This window comes from Paenibacillus sp. F024 (assembly GCF_057814255.1).
On record NZ_JBVASZ010000006.1, the window covers coordinates 160422 to 181893 of the forward strand.

The following is a 21472-nucleotide window of genomic DNA, read 5'->3' on the forward strand; positions in this document are numbered from 1 at the left end:
GATATGACACCGGTCAATACCCTGGAAAAAGCGCAGGCCAAGGGCAGAGATGCTCAAGTGGTTCTATCCGTGAACAACGTGAAGAAGAAAATCGGCAAACGTTTGATTATCAAAGGCATTTCGTTTGAGGTAAATGCCGGTGAAATCTTCGGATTTCTCGGTCCGAACGGATCAGGGAAAACGACGACGATCCGCATGCTGGTCGATTTGATCCGGCCTACGGAGGGCTCGATCAGAATCTGCGGATATGACGTGCAAAAGGAGCATAACGAGGCGCTTCAGTATGTCGGCTGTATCGTGGAAAACCCCGAGCTTTACGGATATTTGAGCGGTTGGGAGAATTTAGAGCATTTTGCCCGCATGCTGCCCGGAATAAGCGAAAAACGGATCCGGGAGGTTGTCGACATCGTGGGTATGGACCGCCGTATCCATGACAAAGTGAAGACCTATTCACTGGGGATGAGGCAGCGGCTGGGCATTGCCCAGGCGCTGTTGAACGATCCGAAGCTGCTGATTCTCGATGAGCCAACGAATGGACTCGATCCCCAGGGCATCAAGGAGCTGCGCGAATTTATCCGCCGTCTGGCGGATTCGGGCCTCAGCCTTTTCATATCGAGCCACCTGCTTAGCGAAATTCAGCAAATGTGCGACCGGGTGGCCATCATCAGCCAAGGAGAGGTCATCAAGGTCGGAGAGGTATCCGCCTTGGTGGATGAGTCGAACAGTACGGTCGTCTGGAGCGTAAATCCGATGGACCGGGCGCTTGATATTTTGCAGTCCGTACCTGAAGCGGTGATTTCATCGGGTGAAGATGCGGAACTGGAAGCAGGCGAATCCGGGACAGGAATCACCCTGCCGAAAATTATAACGCAATTGAATCCGGAGGTTATACCGGAGGTTTCGCGGCGCATGGTGGAGGCCGGGGTGCAGCTGTACGGTATTGAGATCAAGCATCCGACGCTGGAGGATTTATTTTTGAAGCTGACGGAGGGAGAGCGCATTGGTTAGTTTGTATCCGCTTGTCAAAAACGAATGCATCAAGATCGTGATGAAAAAGAGACTGCTGGTCGTGCTGCTGATCCTTGCTGCGATCATTCCCATGTTTACCTACGCTCAAATGAAAGTGACCCAAAACAACCAAAAGCAGTTTGGAACCACGGACTGGCGGGCGGAGCAGCGCCAGAAAATCGTTGATTATACTCGCAGCCTCGGCAGCAACCGGATGCCCGAGGAGTGGAAGCAGTGGCGCAGAGTCGAGGTGATGCTGGCGCAGTATTATCTGGATAAAGATGTGAATCCGGCTTCTCCGAACGGGGTAACCTTTACAAGAGAGTTCGTCAAAAATGCGGTTGGCCTGTTCATCCCGCTGATGGTGATGGTGATCGCCGCCGATTTGGTGTCTGGTGAGCATACCTCCGGAACGATCAAGCTGCTGCTTACCAGACCTGTTCAACGGTGGAAAATATTGCTTAGCAAGCTGATTACCCTAATTCTGTTTACTTCTATTATCGTCATTGCCACGGGCTTGCTTGCCTATCTTATTTCCGGCGCAGTCTTCGGTTACGGGGGCTGGGACATGCCTGTCTTTTTCGGCTTTCAACTCTCGGGAACCGAGGTCGATTTCTCTTTAGTCCGCCCGGTCGAGCAGTGGCTGTATCTTTTAATGCAGTTTGGGCTGGTTTGGTATTCCGCTCTGACGGTAGCCTTGATGACGCTGATGGTATCCGTGATCTTCCGCAGTACGGCGGCAGGAATGGGCATCATGCTGGCGGTGCTGATTTCAGGTACGATTCTTAGCAACATGGTATCCTCGTGGGAGACGGCCAAATATTTTTTTATGGTCAATTTGGAGCTCACCGATTATTTGGCGGGTTCGCTTCCGCCCATCAAAGGCATGGATTTGCCGTTTTCTTTAGCCGTCTTAACGGTATGGGGACTGGTTTCCGTTCTTGTATCTTTTGTAGTATTTACGAAAAAAGATGTATTGAACTAATCCGTTCAAATGTTATAATGCATGTTAGCTGAATGGAGATAAATGGTGTGTAGGAGGCTTCAATGGCGGAACAACTAGATTTCTTTGGAAATGGAGCAGCGCCGGAGGATTACGGTGCGGACGATATTCAGGTGCTGGAGGGACTTGTGGCGGTGCGTAAAAGGCCGGGGATGTATATCGGCAGCACCAGCTCATCGGGTCTGCATCACTTGGTCTGGGAGATCGTTGACAATGCCGTGGACGAGCATTTGGCCAAGCATTGTTCGCAAATCGACGTCATCATCCATAAGGATCAATCGGTGACGGTACAGGATAACGGCCGCGGAATACCGACCGGCATGCACAAGACAGGCATTCCCACACCGCAGGTGGTGTTTACGATTCTTCACGCGGGCGGCAAGTTCGGAGGCGGAGGGTACAAAAAGTCCGGCGGTCTGCACGGCGTCGGCGCTTCCGTCACGAACGCGCTGTCCGAATGGCTCGAAGTGGAAATTTACCGCGAAGGCAAAATTCACCGTCAGCGGTTTGAATACTGGGTGGACGAGCAGGGTAAAGAGCATGTAGGTGAACCGGTCACCGGACTTGAAGTCACCGGTACGACCCGCAAAAGCGGGACCAAGGTGACGTTTAAGCCCGACAAACGCGTTTTCCAGGGCGGTATCGCAATCAATTACGATACGCTTTATGAGCGCTTACAGGAAATCGCGTTTTTGAACTCGGGTCTTAAGGTCGCATTGACCGATGAGCGCGCCGGCAAGCAGGAGACATTTCAATACGAAGGCGGCGCCAGCCAGTTCGTTCAATTTTTGAACGAGGACAAAGCGGTGCTGCACGACGTGATTCATTTTTTTCAGGAGAAGGACGAAATTGAGGTTGAGGTCGCCCTTCAATACAACGACGGCTACACCGAGACGCTGGTATCGTTCGTCAATTCCATTCCAACCCGCGGCGGCGGTACGCACGAGACCGGCTTCAAGACCGCATATACACGGGTGATGAACGACTATGCCCGCAAAAACGGGATGCTCAAGGAAAAGGAAAAAAATCTGGATGGACAAGACCTGCGCGAAGGGATGATGGCGGTCATCAACATCAAGATGGGCGAGGTCGAATTCGTGGGCCAAACGAAAGACCAGCTCGGAAGTGCGTCTGCGCGCAGTGCCGTCGATTCGGTCGTCTCCGAGAAAATGTCCGTTTTTCTGGAAGAAAATCCGCAGGTTGCGCAGCTGATTATGAAGAAGGCTATTCAGTCGGCTAAAGCCCGCGAAGCGGCGCGCAAGGCGCGTGAGGAAATCCGCAGCGGGAAGAAAGGCAAAAGCGAGAGCTCCAATCTGGGAGGCAAGCTGACGCCGGCACAGTCGAAGGATTTTACCCGCAACGAGCTGTTCATTGTCGAGGGGGATTCGGCGGGCGGATCGGCCAAACAGGGACGGGATTCGCGTCATCAGGCGATCCTGCCGCTGAAAGGCAAGCCGATGAACCCGGAGAAAGCCAAGCTTCTCGACATTATGAAAAATGATGAGTACAAGGCCATTATTGCGGCGATCGGCGCAGGCGTCGGCCCGGAATTCGATGTATCCGAAAGCAACTATGGCAAAATCATCATTATGACCGACGCCGATACCGACGGAGCCCATATTCAGGTTCTGCTGCTGACGTTCTTTTATCGTTACATGAAGCCGTTGATCGATGCCGGCAAAGTGTACATAGCCCAGCCGCCTCTGTACAAGGTGACCAAGAAGGCGGGCAAGGCAAGCTCGGTCAAGTATGCCTGGACCGATGAGCAGCTTCAGACATTGACCAAGGAACTTGGCAAGAATATCGAGCTCCAGCGTTATAAGGGGCTTGGAGAAATGAACCCTGATCAGCTTTGGGAGACGACTATGGATCCGGCTACGCGGACGCTGCTGCAGGTGCAGATTGAAGATGCGGCCAAAGCCGAACGGCGCGTCTCCACGCTGATGGGGGATAAGGTGGATCCGCGCAAGCGCTGGATAATCGAGAATGTGGACTTTACGGAATTCGAAGAATAACAAGTGCCATCCCGCATTTGAATCAGCATGAACTGAAAGCTGAAGCGGGATGATAGTCATCATAAGAAATTATAAACAGAGTATACGGGGGACCTTCTGTGAGCATACTCGAAAACTTTTTGCCGGCCTTTCTGGAAGAAGTTGTAGGCGACCGGTTCGGCAGGTATTCCAAATATATTATTCAAGACCGGGCGATTCCGGATGTGCGCGATGGGCTGAAGCCGGTACAGCGGCGCATCCTCTATGCCATGTACGATGCCGGCAATACGCCGGATAAACCTTACCGCAAGTCGGCCAAAACTGTCGGCGACGTCATGGGTAATTACCATCCACATGGGGATTCTTCCATTTACGAGGGCATGGTACGCATGGCGCAGCCATGGAAAATGGGACATGTTCTGGTTGACGGACATGGCAACTGGGGCTCGCTGGATGACGATCCGGCTGCGGCGATGCGCTATACGGAAGCGCGTTTATCTGAAATCGCGATGGAGCTGCTGCGAGATATTGAAAAGCGCACGGTACAGTTTAAGGATAACTTTGATAATACGACGAAGGAGCCGGTCGTGCTTCCTTCACGGTATCCTAACCTGCTTGTCAATGGGGTAAGCGGGATCTCATCCGGTTTTGCAACCGAGATTCCGACGCACAATCTGCGCGAGGTCATTGATGCCTGCATTGCGCTGATCGACCAACCGTCCTTAACGCTGGAGGAGCTGATGGGTGTCGTCAAAGGCCCTGATTTTCCTACCGGAGGCATCATCATGGGCTCGGAGGGAATCCGTGAAGCGTATCGGACCGGCAAAGGCCGCATCTATGTAAGGGCGCGTTCGTCCATCGAAGAGTTGCGCGGCGGTCGCCAGCAGATCGTAATTACGGAAATTCCTTATCAAGTGGTCAAGTCCCGACTGGTTACGGCAATGGAGAACATCCGTCTGGAGAAAAAAATCGAAGGCATCTCGGAGGTTCGCGACGAGAGCGGCCGAGAGGGTCTGAGGATTGTTGTCGATCTGAAGAAGGATGCAGACGCGCAGGGCGTTTTGGCCTATTTGCTGAAAAAGACGGATTTGCAGGTGACGTACAACTTCAACATGGTCGCGATTGTAAACAAGACACCAAAGCAGCTCGGGCTAAGGGAAATGCTGGTGGCCTACATTGAGCACCAGAAGGAAGTGGTGACCCACCGTTCTCAATTCGAGCTTGAAAAAGCCTTGGACCGCGCGCATGTGCTGGAAGGCTTGGTTAAGGCGCTGAATATCCTTGATGAGGTCATTGCCGCGATCAAAGCATCGAAGAACCGCCAGGACGCGCAGCAGAATCTGGTAGAGAAGTTCGGGTTCACCGAACGCCAAGCGGATGCTATATTGACACTGCAGCTGTACCGCTTGACGAATTTGGAAATACACTCGCTGGAAAAAGAACTCGCAGATGTGCAGAAAACGATCGCTTATCTGCAGGGAATTCTCGGGAGCGAAAAAAAGCTGCTTGGCGTGATTAAGCAGGAGATCTCGCAAATCCGGGATAAATACGGAATCGATAGGCGTTCCAATATTCAGGATGAAGTGGAGGAGCTGAAGGTCAATCTGGAAGTCATGGTGACCGCCGAGGACGTATTCGTAACGCTTTCAAACGAAGGGTATATCAAACGTACCGGCAAGCTCTCATTTATCCGTTCCGGCGGGGAAATTGACAAAACAGGACTGAAAGAGGGCGATTACCTTCGCAGCCTGCTGGATGTCAATACGCTGGAGAATCTGCTGATTTTCACGCAAAAGGGCCAGTATTTCCTGCTTCCGGTGCATCAAATACCGGAATACAAGTGGAAAGAGAACGGTACAGCCATTGTGAATGTCATCCCGATTTCCAAGGATGACCGGATCGTTCACGTTCTTCCTGTGAAGGACTTTGAAGAGGCGGGCAAATCGCTCTTGTTTATTACGCGAAAAGGGCAGGTCAAGCGGACGGAGCTTAAGGAATATGCCACGAACCGTTCCACAGGAATCGTCGCCTGCAAGGTGGCGGAGCAGGATGCCGTCATCGATGTTAAACTGAGCAGCGGCTCCCAAGAGCTGCTGCTTGTAACCAAAAACGGGATGGCTATCCGTTTCAAGGAAGATGAGGTTAACCCGATGGGGCGCGCTGCGGCGGGCGTTCGCGGAATTCAACTGAAGGAAGACGACGAAGTGGTCTCCGCAGAGTGGCTGGATGGAGATGAAGGAGAAGTATTGGTTGTAACCGATTTGGGATACGCCAAGCGTTCGCTCGTTGTCGATTACCCTGTGCAAGGGCGCGGGGGTAAGGGTGTGTTTACCTTTGAGTTCAAGGAAGGCAAGCGGGTGAAGCCGAACGGAACAGGAATCCGCGGCGCTTTTGTAGTGAAAGAACCGTACGACCTGACCGCGGTTTTAAGCACCGGCGAAAGAGCCGAGTTCTCGACAGAAAAAGCGCCGATCGAGGAGCGCAAATCCGTCGGGAAGCAGATGATTCCACTGGGCAAGAACGATACGATTAACGTTCTGCTGAAATTTACTTAATTCTTTAATCATAGCTGGTGTAGTTCGGCTCTATTTTTTCGAGCAGCTCCAGCATCATTTGCAACGCGGCCCACACCGGCATCGAATCGTCCAGCTTTTCGAGCCATTGTGGGTCGTTGATTATCCCTTTTTGCAAGGCGGTTTCCCCGATTTTCTTCTTCCAGGCTTCCAATGCTGTTCACTCCTCATTTACACGGATTGACAAGCTCCGCCGATAGGCGGACGTCCTTTATGCATTATATGTTGAACGGCGTCAATTGGTACCTGTTTTTATCGTTTTATGTCCTAAAATATTTATGATATTAACCTTTAAAAAGACAAGCAGAAATGTTATAATTTAGGTAAGAAATGGCCCTGCGGGAGTGATGACTGTGGTAACCCAGGAGTTTGCCAAGCTCTGGTGGAAATTGTCAAAGGATCTGAGAACCCATATGGAAACGGAGTTGGCCCCTACACTGACGGAAGGGCAGCTTACGGTGCTGGAGCTTTTGATGTTTTCCGGACACCAGAAGATGAAGCCATCGGATTTCACCGATGTGCTGGCGACGACGCCGGCAGCGGTTACAACGCTTCTTGACCGAATGGAAAAGGCGGGATTGATTGCCAGAGAGCGTGATGAGAAGGATCGGCGGATTGTATGGGTGCTGGTGACGGATAAGGGAAGAGATGAATGCGAACGCGGTATACAGATTCGGGAACGCTTTTTGCAGAACTATCTCAGCCGCATTTCGTCTCATAACCAGCAGCTTCTCGTCTATTTACTTGGAAAAGTTGCAAATGCATAAACCTGATTACATTCGTAAAATACGAAAATATGTTCTCATTTATAGCGCCATATGGTATAATGTGTAAGACAATGGAATAGGCACTCAAGGGCGGTTGGCGAAACCTCGTAGCTTACCGGTTCGCGGAAGCGGACCTGGAAGGAGGTGATGCCATGGAAGTAAAGGATGCGGTATCCATGATGTTCATGTTCGGCATGTTCATCCTGGCTTTACTTTCCTACTTGAAAAAGAAGTAGACCTCCCTTGAGCCTTGGTAGCCGGGAGGTCTACATTCTTGGTTTAACCTTGTGCCGATCGCCCTTGAGGGCAATCTATTGTTTTTCGGACCGTGGATGCTGCGAACATCTTCGGTCCTTCTTGGATTATTCAGTAAAGGTATTATGTAAGATTATATTAACACATTTTGGACTGCTTTGAAAAGACGTTCGGCCTATTTTGTTCGGCCTGTTGAACTAGTAAGTCAGCGTTGATAGGCCCGACGCATCCTCCGTTTTAATCATTCCACAAGTTCCAAGGGTACGCGCCGGGAGGGCGGGAAGAAAAGCTTAATGCTTCTTTGGTTACCGGATGCTCGAAGCCGAGCAGCGTGGACCACAGTGCGATTTGCTGACCCGGCCGAGCGAGGCGGCCTCCGTACCGCTGGTCTCCTACCAGCGGACAGCCGATCTTTGCAAATTGTACGCGAATTTGGTGCGGACGCCCGGTGTGCAGTTCTACCTGCAAAAGCGAAAGACCGTCTTGATGACCTAGAACCTGATAGTCAAGAACCGCTTCCTTGGCACCGGGTTTAGTCGGCGGCACGACAGATACCGTGTTCGTCTTCGGGTCCTTCAACAGATAATGTCTCAGCGTACCTTGATGCGGGTTAGGATGTCCGTGAACCACCGCCGTATACACCTTGCGAATCGAGCGGGTGCGAACGGCATCGGAAAGCCGCGAGGCTGCCTTGGAGGTTTTGGCGAATACCATGACCCCGCCGACCGGACGATCAAGCCGGTGGACCAGTCCGAGGTACACATTGCCCGGCTTTTGATGACGTTCCTTCAGGTCGGCTTTGACCAGCGTAAGCATATCAGGATCCCTGGAGTCATCCTCCTGCGTAGGCACGTTCGGCGGCTTGATGACGACAATGACATGATTATCCTCGTACAGCACCTGAAGGGGATGAGAAGCGCCGGACATTCGTTACGCCTCCCAACGCCCAAGAATTCCGCATGGAAGCGTAAGCTTGCTGGCGGTGATCGGCAGCCCGATTTCCCCGCAGGATATCGTCCCCCCGTACGAACGTCCGAGCGATAACGCCAAAATGTTATGAAGCACGGTAGCCGAAATGCCTGTCGTATAAGAGTTGATCAGGAAAAACAACGGCTTGTCGGTCAAAATGCTCATGCACGTTTCCACAAACGGATACAGGTTGGTTTCGAGCTTCCACGTCTCTCCGTTCGGGCCGCGGCCGTAGGAAGGAGGGTCCATAATGATGGCATCGTACTTGCTTCCGCGGCGCTGTTCCCGCTGGACGAACTTAAACACATCATCGGTAATGAAGCGGACCGGACGATGACCGAGGCCGGAAAGCTGCAAATTATCTTTAGCCCATTGCACAACGCCTTTGGATGCGTCCACATGACATACTTCAGCTCCCGCTGAAGCGCACGCGACCGATGCGCCCCCGGTATAGGCGAATAAATTCAAGACGCGGATCGGTCTTCCGGCATTGCGAATCTTATTCATCATCCATGTCCAGTTCACCGCCTGCTCCGGGAACAACCCGGTATGCTTGAAGCTGGTCGGTTTAATATGAAAGGAAAGACCGTGATAAGAAATCGTCCAGCGCTCCGGAATGTCTTTTTTGTAATCCCAGCTTCCTCCGCCGCTGGAGCTGCGGTGATAGTGTGCATCGGCATTCCGCCAAGCACCGGTTTCTTTGGACAATGGCCATATAATTTGCGGGTCAGGGCGTCTTAGAATAATGCTGCCCCACCTTTCGAGCTTTTCACCGTTACCGGTATCGATAAGCTCATAATCCTTCCAATCCTGTGCTGCATACATAAATAGCGACCATCCTTTGTTTATGTTCTAATGCTTAACCGGCCTAAAGCCGTAATCCTTTTTCACATTCTACACGATTCGGGCGGCCGAATCCATCCGCGAGTCAAAAAAGGGACTATCCGATAGCACATTTTGTTCACCACATCTTCAAACATATCTTTGAGCTTGTTGAAATATACTTCAATCTGGGTTCCCAAGCATAACGCCATGGATTCATCTCACCTGAAAACAGAATCCAACACTTTCGCGGCCTTCATGCAGAATTTGCAAAAGAAGGAAAGGAAATTATTCAAAAGTGTAGTATTTGTGTAATAGAACAAAGAAATTCAATCGAGAAGGGGATGAATGAATGGTGACAAGCTTAATCCCCGGCCCGGAGGATTTGTATTTATTTCATGAGGGCAATTTGTTCCAGAGCTACCGCATGCTCGGTGCCCATTTGAAGATGGAAGAGGGCGTTTCCGGGGTGCGCTTCGCCGTATGGGCGCCAAATGCCAGAGAAGTGAGAGTCGTCGGGGATTTTAATCATTGGAACGGCTCCAAGCATATCATGCAAAAAATCAGCCTCTGGGGCGTTTGGTCCTTGTTTGTGCCTGCTGCCAAAGAGGGGCAATATTACAAGTACGAAATTGTTACTCCACAAGGCACGAGGCTGTATAAGGCAGATCCTTATGCGTTCTGCTCCGAAGTGAAGCCGGGAACCGCATCCCGAATCGCTTCCCTCGAAGGATACGAATGGGCGGATCAGGCGTGGAGGGAGAAAAGAAAGACCGTTTCGGCCTATCATCGTCCGATGAACATCTATGAGGTTCACTTGGGCACTTGGAAAAAGAAGCCGGACGGAGGCTATTATACGTATCGCGAGCTGGCCGAGGAGCTTGTCGAATACGTCAAAGACATGGGATATACTCACATCGAGCTTCTGCCTCTGGCTGAGCATCCCTATGACCGTTCCTGGGGGTATCAGGCGACTGGCTATTACTCGGTGACGAGCCGATTCGGCACGCCGAAGGATTTCATGTACTTTGTAGATCGCTGCCACCAAGCGGGACTCGGGGTGATCATGGACTGGGTGCCGGGACACTTCGTAAAGGATGATCATGGGCTTCGCCGCTTCGATGGAGAACCGCTTTACGAATACAACGACCCTGTACGCGCCGAAAAACCGGAATGGGGAACGCTCAGCTTTGATTTCTCCAAGCCGGAAGTGGTCAGTTTTCTGATCTCGAACGCCTTGTTCTGGTTGGATAAGTATCACATTGACGGTCTGCGGGTGGATGCTGTGGCGAGCCTGCTGTATCTTAATTTCGGTAAACCCCGCGAAATGTGGGTGAAGAATGCCCATGGGGGGGACGAGAACCCCGAAGCGATCGAATTTATAAAAAAATTAAATCATACCGTCTTTGGCTATGATCCGCATGTGCTGATGATGGCCGAGGACTCCACCTCCTGGCCTCTCGTAACGGCTCCTGTTCATGAGGGCGGGCTGGGGTTTAACTATAAATGGAACATGGGCTGGATGAACGATATGCTCAAGTACATGGAGACGGATCCGTACTTTAGGGGCGGCAGCCATCAATTGCTGACGTTCAGCTTTATGTACACATTCTCCGAAAACTATGTGCTGCCGCTCTCACATGACGAAGTGGTGCACGGCAAAAAATCCCTCCTGAACAAAATGCCGGGCGATTACTGGCAAAAGTTCGCTAATTTGCGGCTGCTGTACGCCTATATGATATCTCACCCGGGAAAAAAACTACTTTTTATGGGAGGTGAGTTTGGTCAGTTTGATGAATGGAAGGATTTGGAAGACCTGGATTGGGAGATGCTCGGCTATGACAGCCATCTTAGTATGCACCGCTATGTGCGTGATCTCAATCATCTGTATTTGCGTGAAGCGGCCTTATGGGAGCTGGATCACCAGCCTGAAGGGTTCGCTTGGATCGATCCGCACGATCAAAATCAGAGTGTAACTACGTTTATGCGAATGTCCCGCAGCCCTGAGGATGTGCTTGTCATTGTGAGTAATTTTACCCCGGTCTATCATGAAAATTACCGGATCGGCGTTCCTTATGCCGGCGAGTACGTGGAATTGTTCAACAGCGATGCAGGCGAATACGGCGGCTCCGGTAAGCTCAACTCCGGCAAGCTGAAAACTGAAGAAATCGCTTGGCATAACCACCCGGATAGTCTGCATGTATGTTTGCCGCCGCTGGCTACGGTGATATTCAAACCGGTCAAAATCAAGCGGAAGCGTTCGAAAGCCAAACGAGGAAGGGGCAGAGCCGATGCGTAAAAAAGAGTGTGTAGCCATGCTTCTGGCAGGTGGCGAAGGAAGACGTCTCGGATTGTTGACGAATAAGCTGGCCAAGCCGGCGGTACATTTCGGGGGAAAATACCGGATTATCGACTTCACATTGAGCAACTGTACGAATTCGGGCATCGATACCGTCGGAGTGCTGACGCAGTACCAGCCGCTTGTGTTAAATACCTATATCGGCATCGGCACGCCGTGGGATCTCGACCGTAAGAACGGCGGGGTTACGGTGCTCCCTCCTTATATGGAGCAAAGCGGAGGAGATTGGTACAAAGGCACTGCGAACGCCATTTACCGCAACATTTCATTTATCGAGCAGTACGATCCCGAGTATGTTCTGGTTATTTCGGGAGATCACATCTACAAGATGGACTATGATTTGATGCTGGATTTCCACAAGCGTCAGGACGCGGATGCGACCATTGCCGTCATTGAAGTCAAATGGGAGGAAGCCAGCCGCTTCGGCATTATGAGCGCGGATGAGGAGCAAAGGATTACCGAATTCGCCGAAAAGCCGAAGGAGCCGAAGAGCAATCTCGCTTCAATGGGCATTTACATATTCAATTGGCAGGTATTAAAGGAGTACTTAATCAAGGATGAGGCCGATCCCGAGTCGAGCAAGGATTTCGGCAAAGATGTCATCCCTTCTATGCTGCGCGATAATGTGAGAATGATGGCTTACCCTTTTACGGGGTATTGGAAAGATGTCGGTACCATCCAGAGTTTATGGGAAGCGAACATGGATTTGCTTAAGAATGCGCCCGAATTCAATCTGAACGACAGGGAGTGGCGCATTTACTCGGTTAATCCGCTTCAGCCCGGGCAGTATGTAGCGCCGACGGCACAAGTCAGGCGATCGCTGGTGAACGAGGGCTGCTGCGTTTTCGGAGAAGTGGACCATTCGGTGCTTTTCTATGGCGTGGAGATTGGCGAAGGCAGCTTGATCAAGGACTCGGTTATTATGCCAAACGTCAAAATCGGCAATCACGTCAAGATTTATAAATCCATTATTGGTGAAGGAACGGTAGTGGAGGACGGCTGCGTGATCGGGCAACCGGAAGAGGAAGGCGATCAGGACATTATTCTGATCGGCAGTAACGAGCGCATCAGCATGACTACTTCTTCAGTGAGAGGGTGATTGGCATGAAACGAATGATGGGCGTTGTGAATCTGGTGAACGAGCCGGACGAGTTGGAGGAGTTGACCTATTCCCGCTGCGTTGCATCGGTGCCGTTTGGTTCAAGATACCGGTTGGTTGATTTTACCTTATCGAATATGGTGAACTCGGGGATTGAGAATGTCGCTGTATTCACTCAGCATAAATACCGTTCATTGATGGACCATCTGGGTTCGGGCAAGGAATGGGATTTGGACCGTAAGCGCGGCGGATTGTTTATTTTACCGGCCGTGCTTCATGAAACCACCGGAATGTCACGGGGCGATTTGTTCCAGTTTTACAGTCATCGCGATTACTTTTACCGCGGACGGGAGGAATATGTGGTAATATCGCGGAGTCATATCGTATGTAACATTGACTATAATGCCGTGCTGAATTCACATCTGGAGAATAACGCCGACGTCACGGTTGTTTATACCAAAACGGCTGGCGACGAGTTTGCCAAGCATCGCCGTTTGGCCGTCAGGGATGACGGGCAAGTGACGGTGATCGAGGATCATTCGGGACGTCTTCGCACGGATAACATCTCGATGGAGATGTATGTGATGAGTAAAGAACTGCTGCTTGACATGGTTGAATCCTGCCTTGCTCAAGGCTACGATCACCTTGTACGTGACGGCATCATGAAAAATATCGACAAGCTGAGGGTTTGCGGCTATTTGCACGAGGGGCATACTGGCATTGTAAATACCATCCAAAGCTATTATAAACACAGCATGATGCTGCTGAATCCTAAGGTTTGGCGTGAGCTGTTTTTCCAGAAAAATCTGATCTATACGAAGGTGAAAGACGAACCGCCTGCCAGATATACCGAGAACGCTCATGCCCGAAATTCGCTCATTGCCAACGGCAGCATCATTGAGGGCAAAGTGGAGAACAGCATTTTATTCCGCGGAGTCAAAATCCGTAAAGGCGCTTATGTAAAGAACAGTATCATCCTGCAAAACTGCGAAATTGAAGAAAATGTTATCATCGAGAATGCCATTCTGGACAAAGATGTGTTTATCAGCAGAGGCCGTGTGCTTACGGGTGATAAGCAAGCACCGTTTATCGCTTCCAAAACCAAGGTTATATAACATATAGCGGCGTATCCGGACGATGGCTCGAGACCGGCTTCTTTACGACGGGAGCTGCGGGGCTTCTTGGCGGAGCATCACCTCCGGTTCGGTCTGTTTTCAGGATACGCCCAAAATTAAAGGAGTGGTAGGAAGCCATGAAAGTGTTATTTGCCGCATCAGAAGCCGTACCTTTTATCAAGACGGGAGGACTTGCCGATGTGATCGGCTCGCTTCCCAAGGAGCTAGTAAAACAAGGGTTTGATGTTCGTGTCATCTTGCCCAAATATGAAGGCATCCCGGAGCATTTCGCGCAAAAGATGCAGGCTGTCGCAGCTTTTGATCTGCAAATGGGCTGGAGATCGTTGTATTGCGGGATTTTGAAGCTGGAGCATGAAGGCATTATTTTTTACTTTATCGATAACGAATACTATTTCAAGCGCAGTGGGTGTTATGGCTACGGTGACGATGCCGAACGATTCGCGTTTTACTGCCGGGCGGTCATGGATTCCTTGCAGCATATTGATTTTATGCCGGACATCATCCACTGCCACGACTGGCAGGCGGGGATGATCCCGGTGCTGTACCGGGCCCACTTTAGCTACCAGCCGCAATACGCTCATATCAAGACCGTGATGACGGTTCACAATTTGAAATATCAAGGCGTGTTTGACAAAGGACAGTTTATGGATTACTTCGCTTTGGGTGAAGAGCATCTCCATGGCTATGCACTGGAGCAGCATGGAGGGGCCAGCTTCCTTAAAGGCGGCTTGCTGTACTCCGATTTCATTACCACGGTTAGTCCCACATACGCCGAAGAAATTCAAACGCCGTATTACGGTGAAAACCTGGATGGTCTGCTGCGAAGCCAAGCTCACCGGCTGAAGGGGATTTTAAATGGACTTGACTATGAGGAATTCGATCCCATGACGGACCCTAATGTGGAGATCAACTATCGCGATTCGTTTGCGAAGAAACAGCAAAACAAAATAAAGCTGCAGGAGCGGCTTGGACTTCCGGTAAACAAAGAAATCCCTTTGATTGCGCTTGTGACGAGACTGGTGGATCAGAAGGGTCTTTCCTTGATCGAGCGGGTGATCGGCGAGCTGATGACCCTGGATGCCCAATGGGTCATTCTGGGTACGGGGGAACACCGGTTTGAACAGCTGTTTCGCTGGGCTGCTGACGAGTTTAGGGACAAGCTATCCGCGCAAATTTTATTCGATGAAGGACTGGCCAGACAAATTTATGCCGGTTCAGATCTCTTCCTGATGCCTTCCCTGTTTGAGCCTTGCGGTATCGGCCAATTAATCGCTATGCGCTACCGCAGCGTTCCGATCGTTCGCGAAACCGGCGGACTGCGCGATACAGTGTTCCCGTACAACGACGACACCGGAGAGGGGACAGGCTTTAGCTTCGCCAGTTATAACGCGCATGACATGCTGTATACGGTGGAGCGTGCCGTTAGGCTGTATAACGATCCGAAGGTTTGGTCGAATTTGATGAACAATATCAAAAAGAAAGATTTTAGCTGGCGCAAATCGGCTCAGCAGTACGCCGGTTTATACCAAAGCTTGGTGAATTAATTGTTATCGGATGCACAAAGAGGCCTTTAGAGGTCTCTTTTTTTCATGCGCTGAATGGAAGGGTAAGGATGCCAAAGCGGAGATTGATTGTAAATTCATCGTAACTTTATTAAACTGAAACTATAATCCATGATGAAGGCTGGGATTTAACCTTGTGTTTAATTTTGTTCGCTTATCATGTCCACGATACCTACAAGCTTATCGTAGCTGCCAACCGCGATGAATTTTACGATAGACCGACCAGCCCTGTTCATTATTGGGAGGATCATCCAAACATCCTTGCCGGCCGGGATCTTTCCAAAATGGGCACATGGATGGGAGTGACCACCGAAGGTCGCTTCGCTGCTTTAACGAATTATCGAAACCCGAAAGAAGCGGTGGAGGGGAAACGTTCGCGTGGAGAACTGGTTGCTGACTTTTTGAAGCACCATACGCGCCCTGAGGCTTACTTACTCGAAACGGCAAAAAAACGTGACAGCTACCCGGGATACAATTTGTTGGCAGGGGATGTCAAGGAGCTGTATTATTATTCCAATATCGAGAACCGGGCGAAAAAGGTAGGTCCGGGAATTTACGGGCTCAGCAATCACTTATTGGATTCCGCTTGGCCTAAGGTTCAGCAAGGGAAAGAGGGGCTGTCCGCCATTATTCGTGATAGCTATGGGAATATGGAGGAACGCATGTTGGAATTACTCCAGCAGGCTGACCCTGTCCGGGATGAGCTGCTACCGAATACGGGAATTTCTTTAGAATGGGAACGTATGCTCGCGCCTATTTTTATAAAAAGTGAACGCTATGGAACAAGAAGCTCAACCGTTCTGTTGATGAGCGATAAGGAAATTTACCTTATGGAACGGGTTTATTCGATGAGCGGGATAGGTGACCGGCAATATACGATTACCCTCTAGGTGAAGGAGTGAAGTCGTTATGAACAATAAACGATTTACATTGAGCGAAGTAAATGCGATGCTGCCGCAGCTGACTGAAGTGTTGCTGAAGCTGCAGGGCTTGACGAAACAATTTGAGGATAAGTATAAGGAGCTGCAGAGGAAAAAAGCTCTGGTTGAGCGTTCCTACATTCGTAAAGCCGACGATAAGGACCCGTTTTTTGAGGATGAGAGTCAGCTGGAATTTATGCGGATCGAAGCGGATCTCCTCATAGACAATTTTAGCCGGCAGGGGGTTCTGCTGAAGATGATCCATCCCGGTTTGCTTGATTTTCCGGCGGTGGTGGATGGGGAGGATGTGCTGATCTGCTGGAAGCAGGGAGAAGAACGCGTTACACATTATCATAGCTGGGACGAGGGGTTCATGGGCCGGAAAAAACATCCTGATGCCTGATGTTGAAAGTCTGAAAGTCATAAAGGCTGATGCGTGAGAAGGAAGTCATCGAAGAAAACGGATAGGATGAGCACAGTTGAATGACAAAATCGTAATGCCGTTATGGTCGTTCGGTCTATTTATTGTTGTGATGAATACGACGATGTTTAATGTATCTATTCCGAGCATCATCCGTGATTTGAACATTTCGGCGGATCTCGGCTCGTGGATTATATCTAGTTATTCTATCGGTTACGCGCTATCGACGGTCATTTACAGCAGGCTTTCGGATACCGTGTCGATTCGCAGGCTGTTGACTGTCGGACTTATAGTTCTCGGGCTTTCCTCCGTTTTGGGTCTATTTGCACGTGATTTCAATACGCTGCTTACGGCAAGAATCCTGCAATCAGCGGGCTCAGGCTCAATGGCAGGGCTTGGTCTGGTTCTGGCGAGCCGGTATATTCCCATTGAAAGACGCGGCAGGGCAATTGCCATGATTTCGGCAGCCAGTGCCATGGCCTTCGGACTCGGCCCGATTGTCGGCGGGCTGATAAGCCAATACATCGGGTGGAATGCGTTATTCGCCATCACTTGTCTTGTGCTTGCCGTTCTACCGCTGCTGTTACGTCTTCTGCCTCAAGAACAGCCGAAGAAGGCTTCCTTTGACATCCCGGGTGCCGCTCTAACCGTCGTCAATGCAGCTGCGCTGCTTACAGCAGTGACACAACAATCTGCGGTTTGGCTTGCCATTAGTTTACTATCGCTGGCCGCACACGTTTGGCACCTGAAAAAAGCGGAACAGCCGTTTATCAATCCTGTGCTGCTAAAGAAGTTTGGATTCGGAAAGCTTCTGGCCGTCGGCTTTTGTATCCTGGTACTCAATTTGGGGAATTTGTTTCTCATGCCGCTGGTGCTTGCTAATCTGTTCCATCAATCGGCGATGAGTATCGGGCTGCTGATTGCCCCGGGAGCGATTTTTTCCGCTATTTTGACTCGGTTTGTAGGACAGTGGATCGATAAATACGGCAACCTGCGTTTTTTACTAATCGGGCATGGAATACTAGCCGCAGTATTGGCTTTTTTTACTTTCGACCTTTATTATTCTCCGATGGTGATCCTATGCGGTTATCTCTGTTTCTCACCGGCGTTCTCCGCAGCGATGGCGTCGCTTAACAATGAAGCGTCCCAGCTTCTTCCGAAATCGTTGATCGGCTCAGGTATGGGACTCTTGCAGCTTATCCAGTTTTTTGGCGGGTCGATTTCGGTTGCGGTTTGCGGTCTTCTGCTTGAATATCAAAAACATACAGTACTCGTTCAGGCTTATCAGCATGTGTATGGTCTATTGTTTTTGGTAAGCTTGTGCTCTTTGACTGTGATGCTGTGGTACAAGCGCTCCATGGCACGAAAACAAATGATATCACACTGAAAAGCTGTGCAATATAACGTGAAAAAGGCAGTCTGGCACACGGATTCCGCGTTCCGGACTGCCCTGGCGGCTATGTATGAATTCAGGCGCGGACGGCCTCGTCAGAATACATCGATTCCTTGTTGAAGGAGCGGTTAATGGTTAAAAATGCATGAAGAAGCTCAAACAATTCCGACTGGTTAAGGTCCAATTCAATTCGTTTGTCCGTATCCCTCTGCTCAGATATCTGAACCCGGATCGACTTATTATTTGAATTCATTTGAATTTCCAATTGTTCTTTCTTTAGCACGCATTGCCACATGAAATATCACCAATTCCTTTCGTTTGTCTGCGATGATAGTCTCTTTTGTTGAACACGAAGATAAATATATGCGTGTGCTGTGCTAATTATGACAGCGCAGTGCCATTTATTTTGAGTTAGGAGATGATTGTATTATAAATACAACGCGGAGGGGGGCAAATGACAGAGGAAATCTGCGGGCATGAAGCCTGCTCACCCCGCAGTGTCCGAAAGACTCATCATTCCGATAAAATCAAGACCAGTCTGATCTGCCGTCAGAACCGGATTGAAGGGCAGGTCCGCGGTTTAAAAGGATGGATTGAAAAGGATAGGTGTTATCGGTGGTTCAATTGGAAAAATGCAGAAAAAACTTATTGTGTTTTATAAAGATGTTGATTATAATAACGGTATATCCCAGCGAAACGTTTCGCTGAGTGATAGTCAAAAATAAAAGCAGGATCACCTGGCTAAGATGTTTTGAGTTCTTTTTTAGGCCTATAACATTATGTAATTCTGCGAGTGTTTATTTAGGATTTATTATGTAAGAATTTATTTATAAAGCATAAATTGTAATAGCGATGTTCTCTTTTAAATTTTTTTAATCTATTAGCTAAACGTTTAGCTAAACGTTTCGGAGGTTAAGCGATGGCGACAATGAAAGATATCTCAAGAATAGCCGGGGTTTCCATTGCGACCGTATCAGCAGTCATTAATAAATCTGCATATGTTAGCCCGGAGCTTATGGAAAGAGTCAACAAAGCGATTGCGGAATTGAATTACAGGCCGAATGCCGTGGCACGAAGCTTAAAATTGAAAAGCACCAATACGATAGGCGTTATCATGTCGGATATTTTAAACCCTTATTATCCGACAGTCATCAAAGGAATGGATGATGCAGCCATCCAGAATAACTATAGTCTGATTCTTTGTAATACCTCCAATGAGCAGGGAAGGTTCCTCACGTATTTGGATCTGATGGTGGAAAAGCGTGTGGACGGTTTGCTTTTAGCTAATATCTCGAGCCAAGAGAGTTTGCAAAAAGTGGAAAGCACAGGTTTGAAATATGTACTGCTTAACCGTAAGCCGCCTGCTTATGATAAAAATTATGTCGGGATCAACAATCCGCTTGCAACCGAGCTTTCCGTAAAGCATTTAGCTAAGCAGGGGCATAAAAGGATAGCATATCTTTCCGGGGATTTACAAGTTTCAACGGCAAGAGAACGATGGGATGGCTTTGTCAGCGGAATGAACCAAAATGGACTCCCAATAGACGAAACCCTTATTTTTCATGGGGATTATACCCAGGAATCCGGCTATGCCAATGTAAAAAAAATGCTTAACGAAGTGAAAAAACTTCCGGATGCCATCTGTGCGGCAAGCGATCTCATGGCCTTTGGTGCGGTAAAGGCTTTAAGGGAGGCAGGGATTCGGGTTCCAGATGATATTGCAGTGATGGGAAATGACAATAACCCGTTCTCTGAAAACTTTATTGTTCCATTGTCAACCATTGCTCACCCCACTTATGAGATGGGGAAAAATGCGATGGAATTTCTATTGCAAATGATCGAAGATCAAAATGAAACTCATCATCGGCAAATTTTCTTAACTCCATCATTGATTGTACGTGAAAGCTGCGGCAGTTCAGCTTAAAAGCCGGCTGCCGCTTCATAATACATTTTTTGGAGGGAAAAAAATGAAGGATGTTGTTATTGTAGGAGCAGCTCGTACAGCGATAGGAACCTTTGGAGGTTCTCTGAAGGATATTCACGCGGCGGATCTGGGAGCTATCGTGATCAAGGAAGCATTAAAGCGTGCGAATGTGGCGCCTGAATGGGTTGAAGATGTGATTGTGGGTTGTGTTGGTCAGGTTGCTGAAAGCGCTTTTATTGCGAGGATGGCTGCACTTCGCGCTGGAATTCCGACCTATAGCAATGCCTATACCGTAAATCGCTTATGCGGGTCAGGTCTGCAGGCGATCAATAGTGCCGCTCAAGCGATCCGTTCAGGAGAAGCGGAAATTATCGTAGCGGGCGGAACGGAAAACATGGATCAATTACCATATTATATCAGAAAAGGTAGATATGGCTATACCTTTGGCCATTCTCAGTTGGAGGACGGATTATTAACCGCTTTAACCGATCCTTTCGGCAATTATCCCATGGGTATGACCGCAGAAATTGTAAGTAAGCGCTTTAGTATCTCACGTGAAGAACAGGATCAGTTTGCGTTCGAAAGCCAGACTAAAGCCGCAGCCGCCATTGACCAAGGGAAGTTCAAGGGGGAGATCGTTCCGGTTCAAATTCCGCAGCGCAAAGGCGGACCGATTATCTTCGATACCGACGAGCATCCGAGAAGAGGGACGACGCTGGAAAAGCTGGCTGCGTTAAGACCGGCCTTTCAAGAAGGCGGGTCCGTTACCGCAGGCAATTCGTCCGGGATCAATGATGCCGCAGCAGCTGTCGTCGTGATGAGCTCCGATAAGGCAAGAGAGTTAGAACTGCAACCACTGGCCTACGTACGTGAACAGGCCATGGCGGGCGTTGAGCCAGAAATCATGGGCTTTGCACCTGCTCCTGCTGTGAAGAAGCTGCTTAAAAAATCCGGATTAAGCTTACTGGATATCGACTTGCTGGAACTGAACGAAGCCTTTGCTTCACAGGCCGTAGCAGTCATTAAGGATTTGGAGATCGATCCGCTCAAAGTGAATGTGAACGGTGGAGCCATTGCTCTAGGACATCCGATCGGAGCAACCGGTTGTATCCTTACGGTGAAAATTTTGGCGGAAATGAAACGGCGCGACTCCAAATACGGAATTGTAACCATGTGTGTCGGAGGGGGCCAAGCGGTTGCTACGTTGTTTGAGAGAGCTTAGCTGCAAGCCGGCAAACCTCAACCGTATACTAAAACAAATGTTAAA

19 protein-coding genes and 1 pseudogene are annotated in these 21472 nt (G+C 49.6%); 16 read left to right on the plus strand and 4 right to left on the minus strand.

Annotated elements, in window-relative coordinates:
* Positions 1–3: 3 nt before the first annotated feature.
* The 4 genes from ACZYR9_RS09230 (at position 4) to gyrA (ending at position 6560) form a co-directional block, all read left to right on the plus strand.
* Positions 4–1008 (plus strand): ABC transporter ATP-binding protein, encoded by a 1005-nt coding sequence (locus tag ACZYR9_RS09230; protein ID WP_488978182.1) that lies wholly within the window; start codon positions 4–6, stop codon positions 1006–1008.
* Entirely contained in the window at positions 1001–1993 is a 993-nt protein-coding gene (locus ACZYR9_RS09235) for an ABC transporter permease (protein WP_488978183.1), read from the plus strand. Before ACZYR9_RS09230 ends, ACZYR9_RS09235 begins: the two co-directional genes overlap by 8 nt.
* 62 nt (positions 1994–2055) lie before the next feature.
* Positions 2056–4026 carry a DNA topoisomerase IV subunit B gene (parE, locus tag ACZYR9_RS09240; RefSeq protein WP_488978184.1) on the plus strand — a complete coding sequence of 657 codons (1971 nt, stop codon included), beginning with the start codon at positions 2056–2058 and terminating at the stop codon, positions 4024–4026.
* 98 nt (positions 4027–4124) lie between these two features.
* A complete protein-coding gene (gyrA, locus tag ACZYR9_RS09245; protein ID WP_488978185.1) occupies positions 4125–6560 on the plus strand; it encodes a DNA gyrase subunit A in 2436 nt (811 codons plus the stop codon).
* Between the two features lie 4 nt (positions 6561–6564).
* Here gyrA and ACZYR9_RS09250 read toward each other — a convergent pair whose 3' ends face one another.
* The gene (locus ACZYR9_RS09250) at positions 6565–6732 is read right to left on the minus strand and encodes a hypothetical protein (RefSeq protein WP_488978186.1); all 168 of its coding nucleotides are present in this window, start codon (positions 6730–6732) and stop codon (positions 6565–6567) included.
* 193 nt (positions 6733–6925) lie between these two features.
* On the opposite strand from ACZYR9_RS09250, the gene ACZYR9_RS09255 reads away from it, so the two are divergent.
* Together ACZYR9_RS09255 and ACZYR9_RS09260 are read left to right on the plus strand one after the other, a co-directional pair.
* Positions 6926–7345, plus strand: coding sequence for a MarR family winged helix-turn-helix transcriptional regulator (locus tag ACZYR9_RS09255; protein WP_488978187.1), 420 nt, complete (start codon positions 6926–6928; stop codon positions 7343–7345).
* 152 nt (positions 7346–7497) lie between these two features.
* Positions 7498–7581 (plus strand): putative holin-like toxin, encoded by an 84-nt coding sequence (locus ACZYR9_RS09260; RefSeq protein ID WP_488978220.1) that lies wholly within the window; start codon positions 7498–7500, stop codon positions 7579–7581.
* Positions 7582–7837: 256 nt separating this feature from the next.
* Here ACZYR9_RS09260 and ACZYR9_RS09265 read toward each other — a convergent pair whose 3' ends face one another.
* Entirely contained in the window at positions 7838–8527 is a 690-nt protein-coding gene (locus tag ACZYR9_RS09265) for an RluA family pseudouridine synthase (RefSeq protein ID WP_488978188.1), read from the minus strand.
* A 3-nt stretch (positions 8528–8530) separates the two neighbouring features.
* Complete coding sequence (locus ACZYR9_RS09270; protein ID WP_488978189.1) at positions 8531–9394, minus strand: class I SAM-dependent methyltransferase; 864 nt, start codon at positions 9392–9394, stop codon at positions 8531–8533.
* 349 nt (positions 9395–9743) lie between these two features.
* Here ACZYR9_RS09270 and glgB point away from each other — a divergent pair, with 349 nt between their 5' ends.
* The 7 genes from glgB (at position 9744) to ACZYR9_RS09305 (ending at position 18275) form a co-directional block, all read left to right on the plus strand.
* Positions 9744–11690, plus strand: coding sequence for a 1,4-alpha-glucan branching protein GlgB (gene glgB, locus ACZYR9_RS09275; RefSeq protein ID WP_488978190.1), 1947 nt, complete (start codon positions 9744–9746; stop codon positions 11688–11690).
* On the plus strand, positions 11683–12849 hold the full coding sequence (locus ACZYR9_RS09280) for a glucose-1-phosphate adenylyltransferase (RefSeq protein ID WP_488978191.1): 1167 nt from the start codon (positions 11683–11685) through the stop codon (positions 12847–12849). Before glgB ends, ACZYR9_RS09280 begins: the two co-directional genes overlap by 8 nt.
* Before the next feature lie 14 nt (positions 12850–12863).
* Positions 12864–13964 carry a glucose-1-phosphate adenylyltransferase subunit GlgD gene (gene glgD, locus ACZYR9_RS09285; RefSeq protein WP_488978221.1) on the plus strand — a complete coding sequence of 367 codons (1101 nt, stop codon included), beginning with the start codon at positions 12864–12866 and terminating at the stop codon, positions 13962–13964.
* Between the two features lie 137 nt (positions 13965–14101).
* Positions 14102–15529, plus strand: coding sequence for a glycogen synthase GlgA (gene glgA, locus ACZYR9_RS09290; RefSeq protein ID WP_488978192.1), 1428 nt, complete (start codon positions 14102–14104; stop codon positions 15527–15529).
* A 152-nt stretch (positions 15530–15681) separates the two neighbouring features.
* Entirely contained in the window at positions 15682–16437 is a 756-nt protein-coding gene (locus tag ACZYR9_RS09295) for an NRDE family protein (RefSeq protein WP_488978193.1), read from the plus strand.
* Positions 16438–16456: 19 nt separating this feature from the next.
* Positions 16457–16870, plus strand: a complete 414-nt coding sequence (locus ACZYR9_RS09300) for a DUF2203 domain-containing protein (protein ID WP_488978194.1) — start codon at positions 16457–16459, stop codon at positions 16868–16870.
* A gap of 76 nt (positions 16871–16946) precedes the next feature.
* On the plus strand, positions 16947–18275 hold the full coding sequence (locus ACZYR9_RS09305; RefSeq protein WP_488978195.1) for an MFS transporter: 1329 nt from the start codon (positions 16947–16949) through the stop codon (positions 18273–18275).
* Positions 18276–18357: 82 nt separating this feature from the next.
* Here the strand turns inward: ACZYR9_RS09305 and ACZYR9_RS09310 are convergent, their stop codons facing one another.
* Complete coding sequence (locus tag ACZYR9_RS09310; protein ID WP_488978196.1) at positions 18358–18576, minus strand: hypothetical protein; 219 nt, start codon at positions 18574–18576, stop codon at positions 18358–18360.
* A gap of 159 nt (positions 18577–18735) precedes the next feature.
* Between ACZYR9_RS09310 and ACZYR9_RS09315 the strand changes: the two are divergent.
* From ACZYR9_RS09315 to ACZYR9_RS09325, 3 genes and pseudogenes are all read left to right on the plus strand, one after another.
* Positions 18736–18885, plus strand: a pseudogene (locus ACZYR9_RS09315) (CsoR family transcriptional regulator); the annotation flags it as partial.
* 315 nt (positions 18886–19200) lie between these two features.
* Positions 19201–20205 (plus strand): LacI family DNA-binding transcriptional regulator, encoded by a 1005-nt coding sequence (locus ACZYR9_RS09320; RefSeq protein ID WP_488978197.1) that lies wholly within the window; start codon positions 19201–19203, stop codon positions 20203–20205.
* 43 nt (positions 20206–20248) lie between these two features.
* Positions 20249–21427, plus strand: a complete 1179-nt coding sequence (locus ACZYR9_RS09325) for a thiolase family protein (RefSeq protein ID WP_488978198.1) — start codon at positions 20249–20251, stop codon at positions 21425–21427.
* The last annotated feature ends 45 nt before the right edge of the window (positions 21428–21472 follow it).

Coding starts and splice junctions, on each gene's coding strand:
- glgB (WP_488978190.1), top strand. CDS start 9,744: ATGGTGACAAGCTTAATCCCCGGCCCGGAGGATTTGTATTTATTTCAT.
- ACZYR9_RS09325 (WP_488978198.1), top strand. CDS start 20,249: ATGAAGGATGTTGTTATTGTAGGAGCAGCTCGTACAGCGATAGGAACC.
- ACZYR9_RS09280 (WP_488978191.1), top strand. CDS start 11,683: ATGCGTAAAAAAGAGTGTGTAGCCATGCTTCTGGCAGGTGGCGAAGGA.
- ACZYR9_RS09270 (WP_488978189.1), bottom strand. CDS start 9,394: ATGTATGCAGCACAGGATTGGAAGGATTATGAGCTTATCGATACCGGT.
- parE (WP_488978184.1), top strand. CDS start 2,056: ATGGCGGAACAACTAGATTTCTTTGGAAATGGAGCAGCGCCGGAGGAT.
- ACZYR9_RS09255 (WP_488978187.1), top strand. CDS start 6,926: ATGACTGTGGTAACCCAGGAGTTTGCCAAGCTCTGGTGGAAATTGTCA.
- ACZYR9_RS09260 (WP_488978220.1), top strand. CDS start 7,498: ATGGAAGTAAAGGATGCGGTATCCATGATGTTCATGTTCGGCATGTTC.
- glgD (WP_488978221.1), top strand. CDS start 12,864: ATGATGGGCGTTGTGAATCTGGTGAACGAGCCGGACGAGTTGGAGGAG.
- glgA (WP_488978192.1), top strand. CDS start 14,102: ATGAAAGTGTTATTTGCCGCATCAGAAGCCGTACCTTTTATCAAGACG.
- ACZYR9_RS09310 (WP_488978196.1), bottom strand. CDS start 18,576: ATGTGGCAATGCGTGCTAAAGAAAGAACAATTGGAAATTCAAATGAAT.
- ACZYR9_RS09230 (WP_488978182.1), top strand. CDS start 4: ATGACACCGGTCAATACCCTGGAAAAAGCGCAGGCCAAGGGCAGAGAT.
- ACZYR9_RS09265 (WP_488978188.1), bottom strand. CDS start 8,527: ATGTCCGGCGCTTCTCATCCCCTTCAGGTGCTGTACGAGGATAATCAT.
- ACZYR9_RS09300 (WP_488978194.1), top strand. CDS start 16,457: ATGAACAATAAACGATTTACATTGAGCGAAGTAAATGCGATGCTGCCG.
- ACZYR9_RS09320 (WP_488978197.1), top strand. CDS start 19,201: ATGGCGACAATGAAAGATATCTCAAGAATAGCCGGGGTTTCCATTGCG.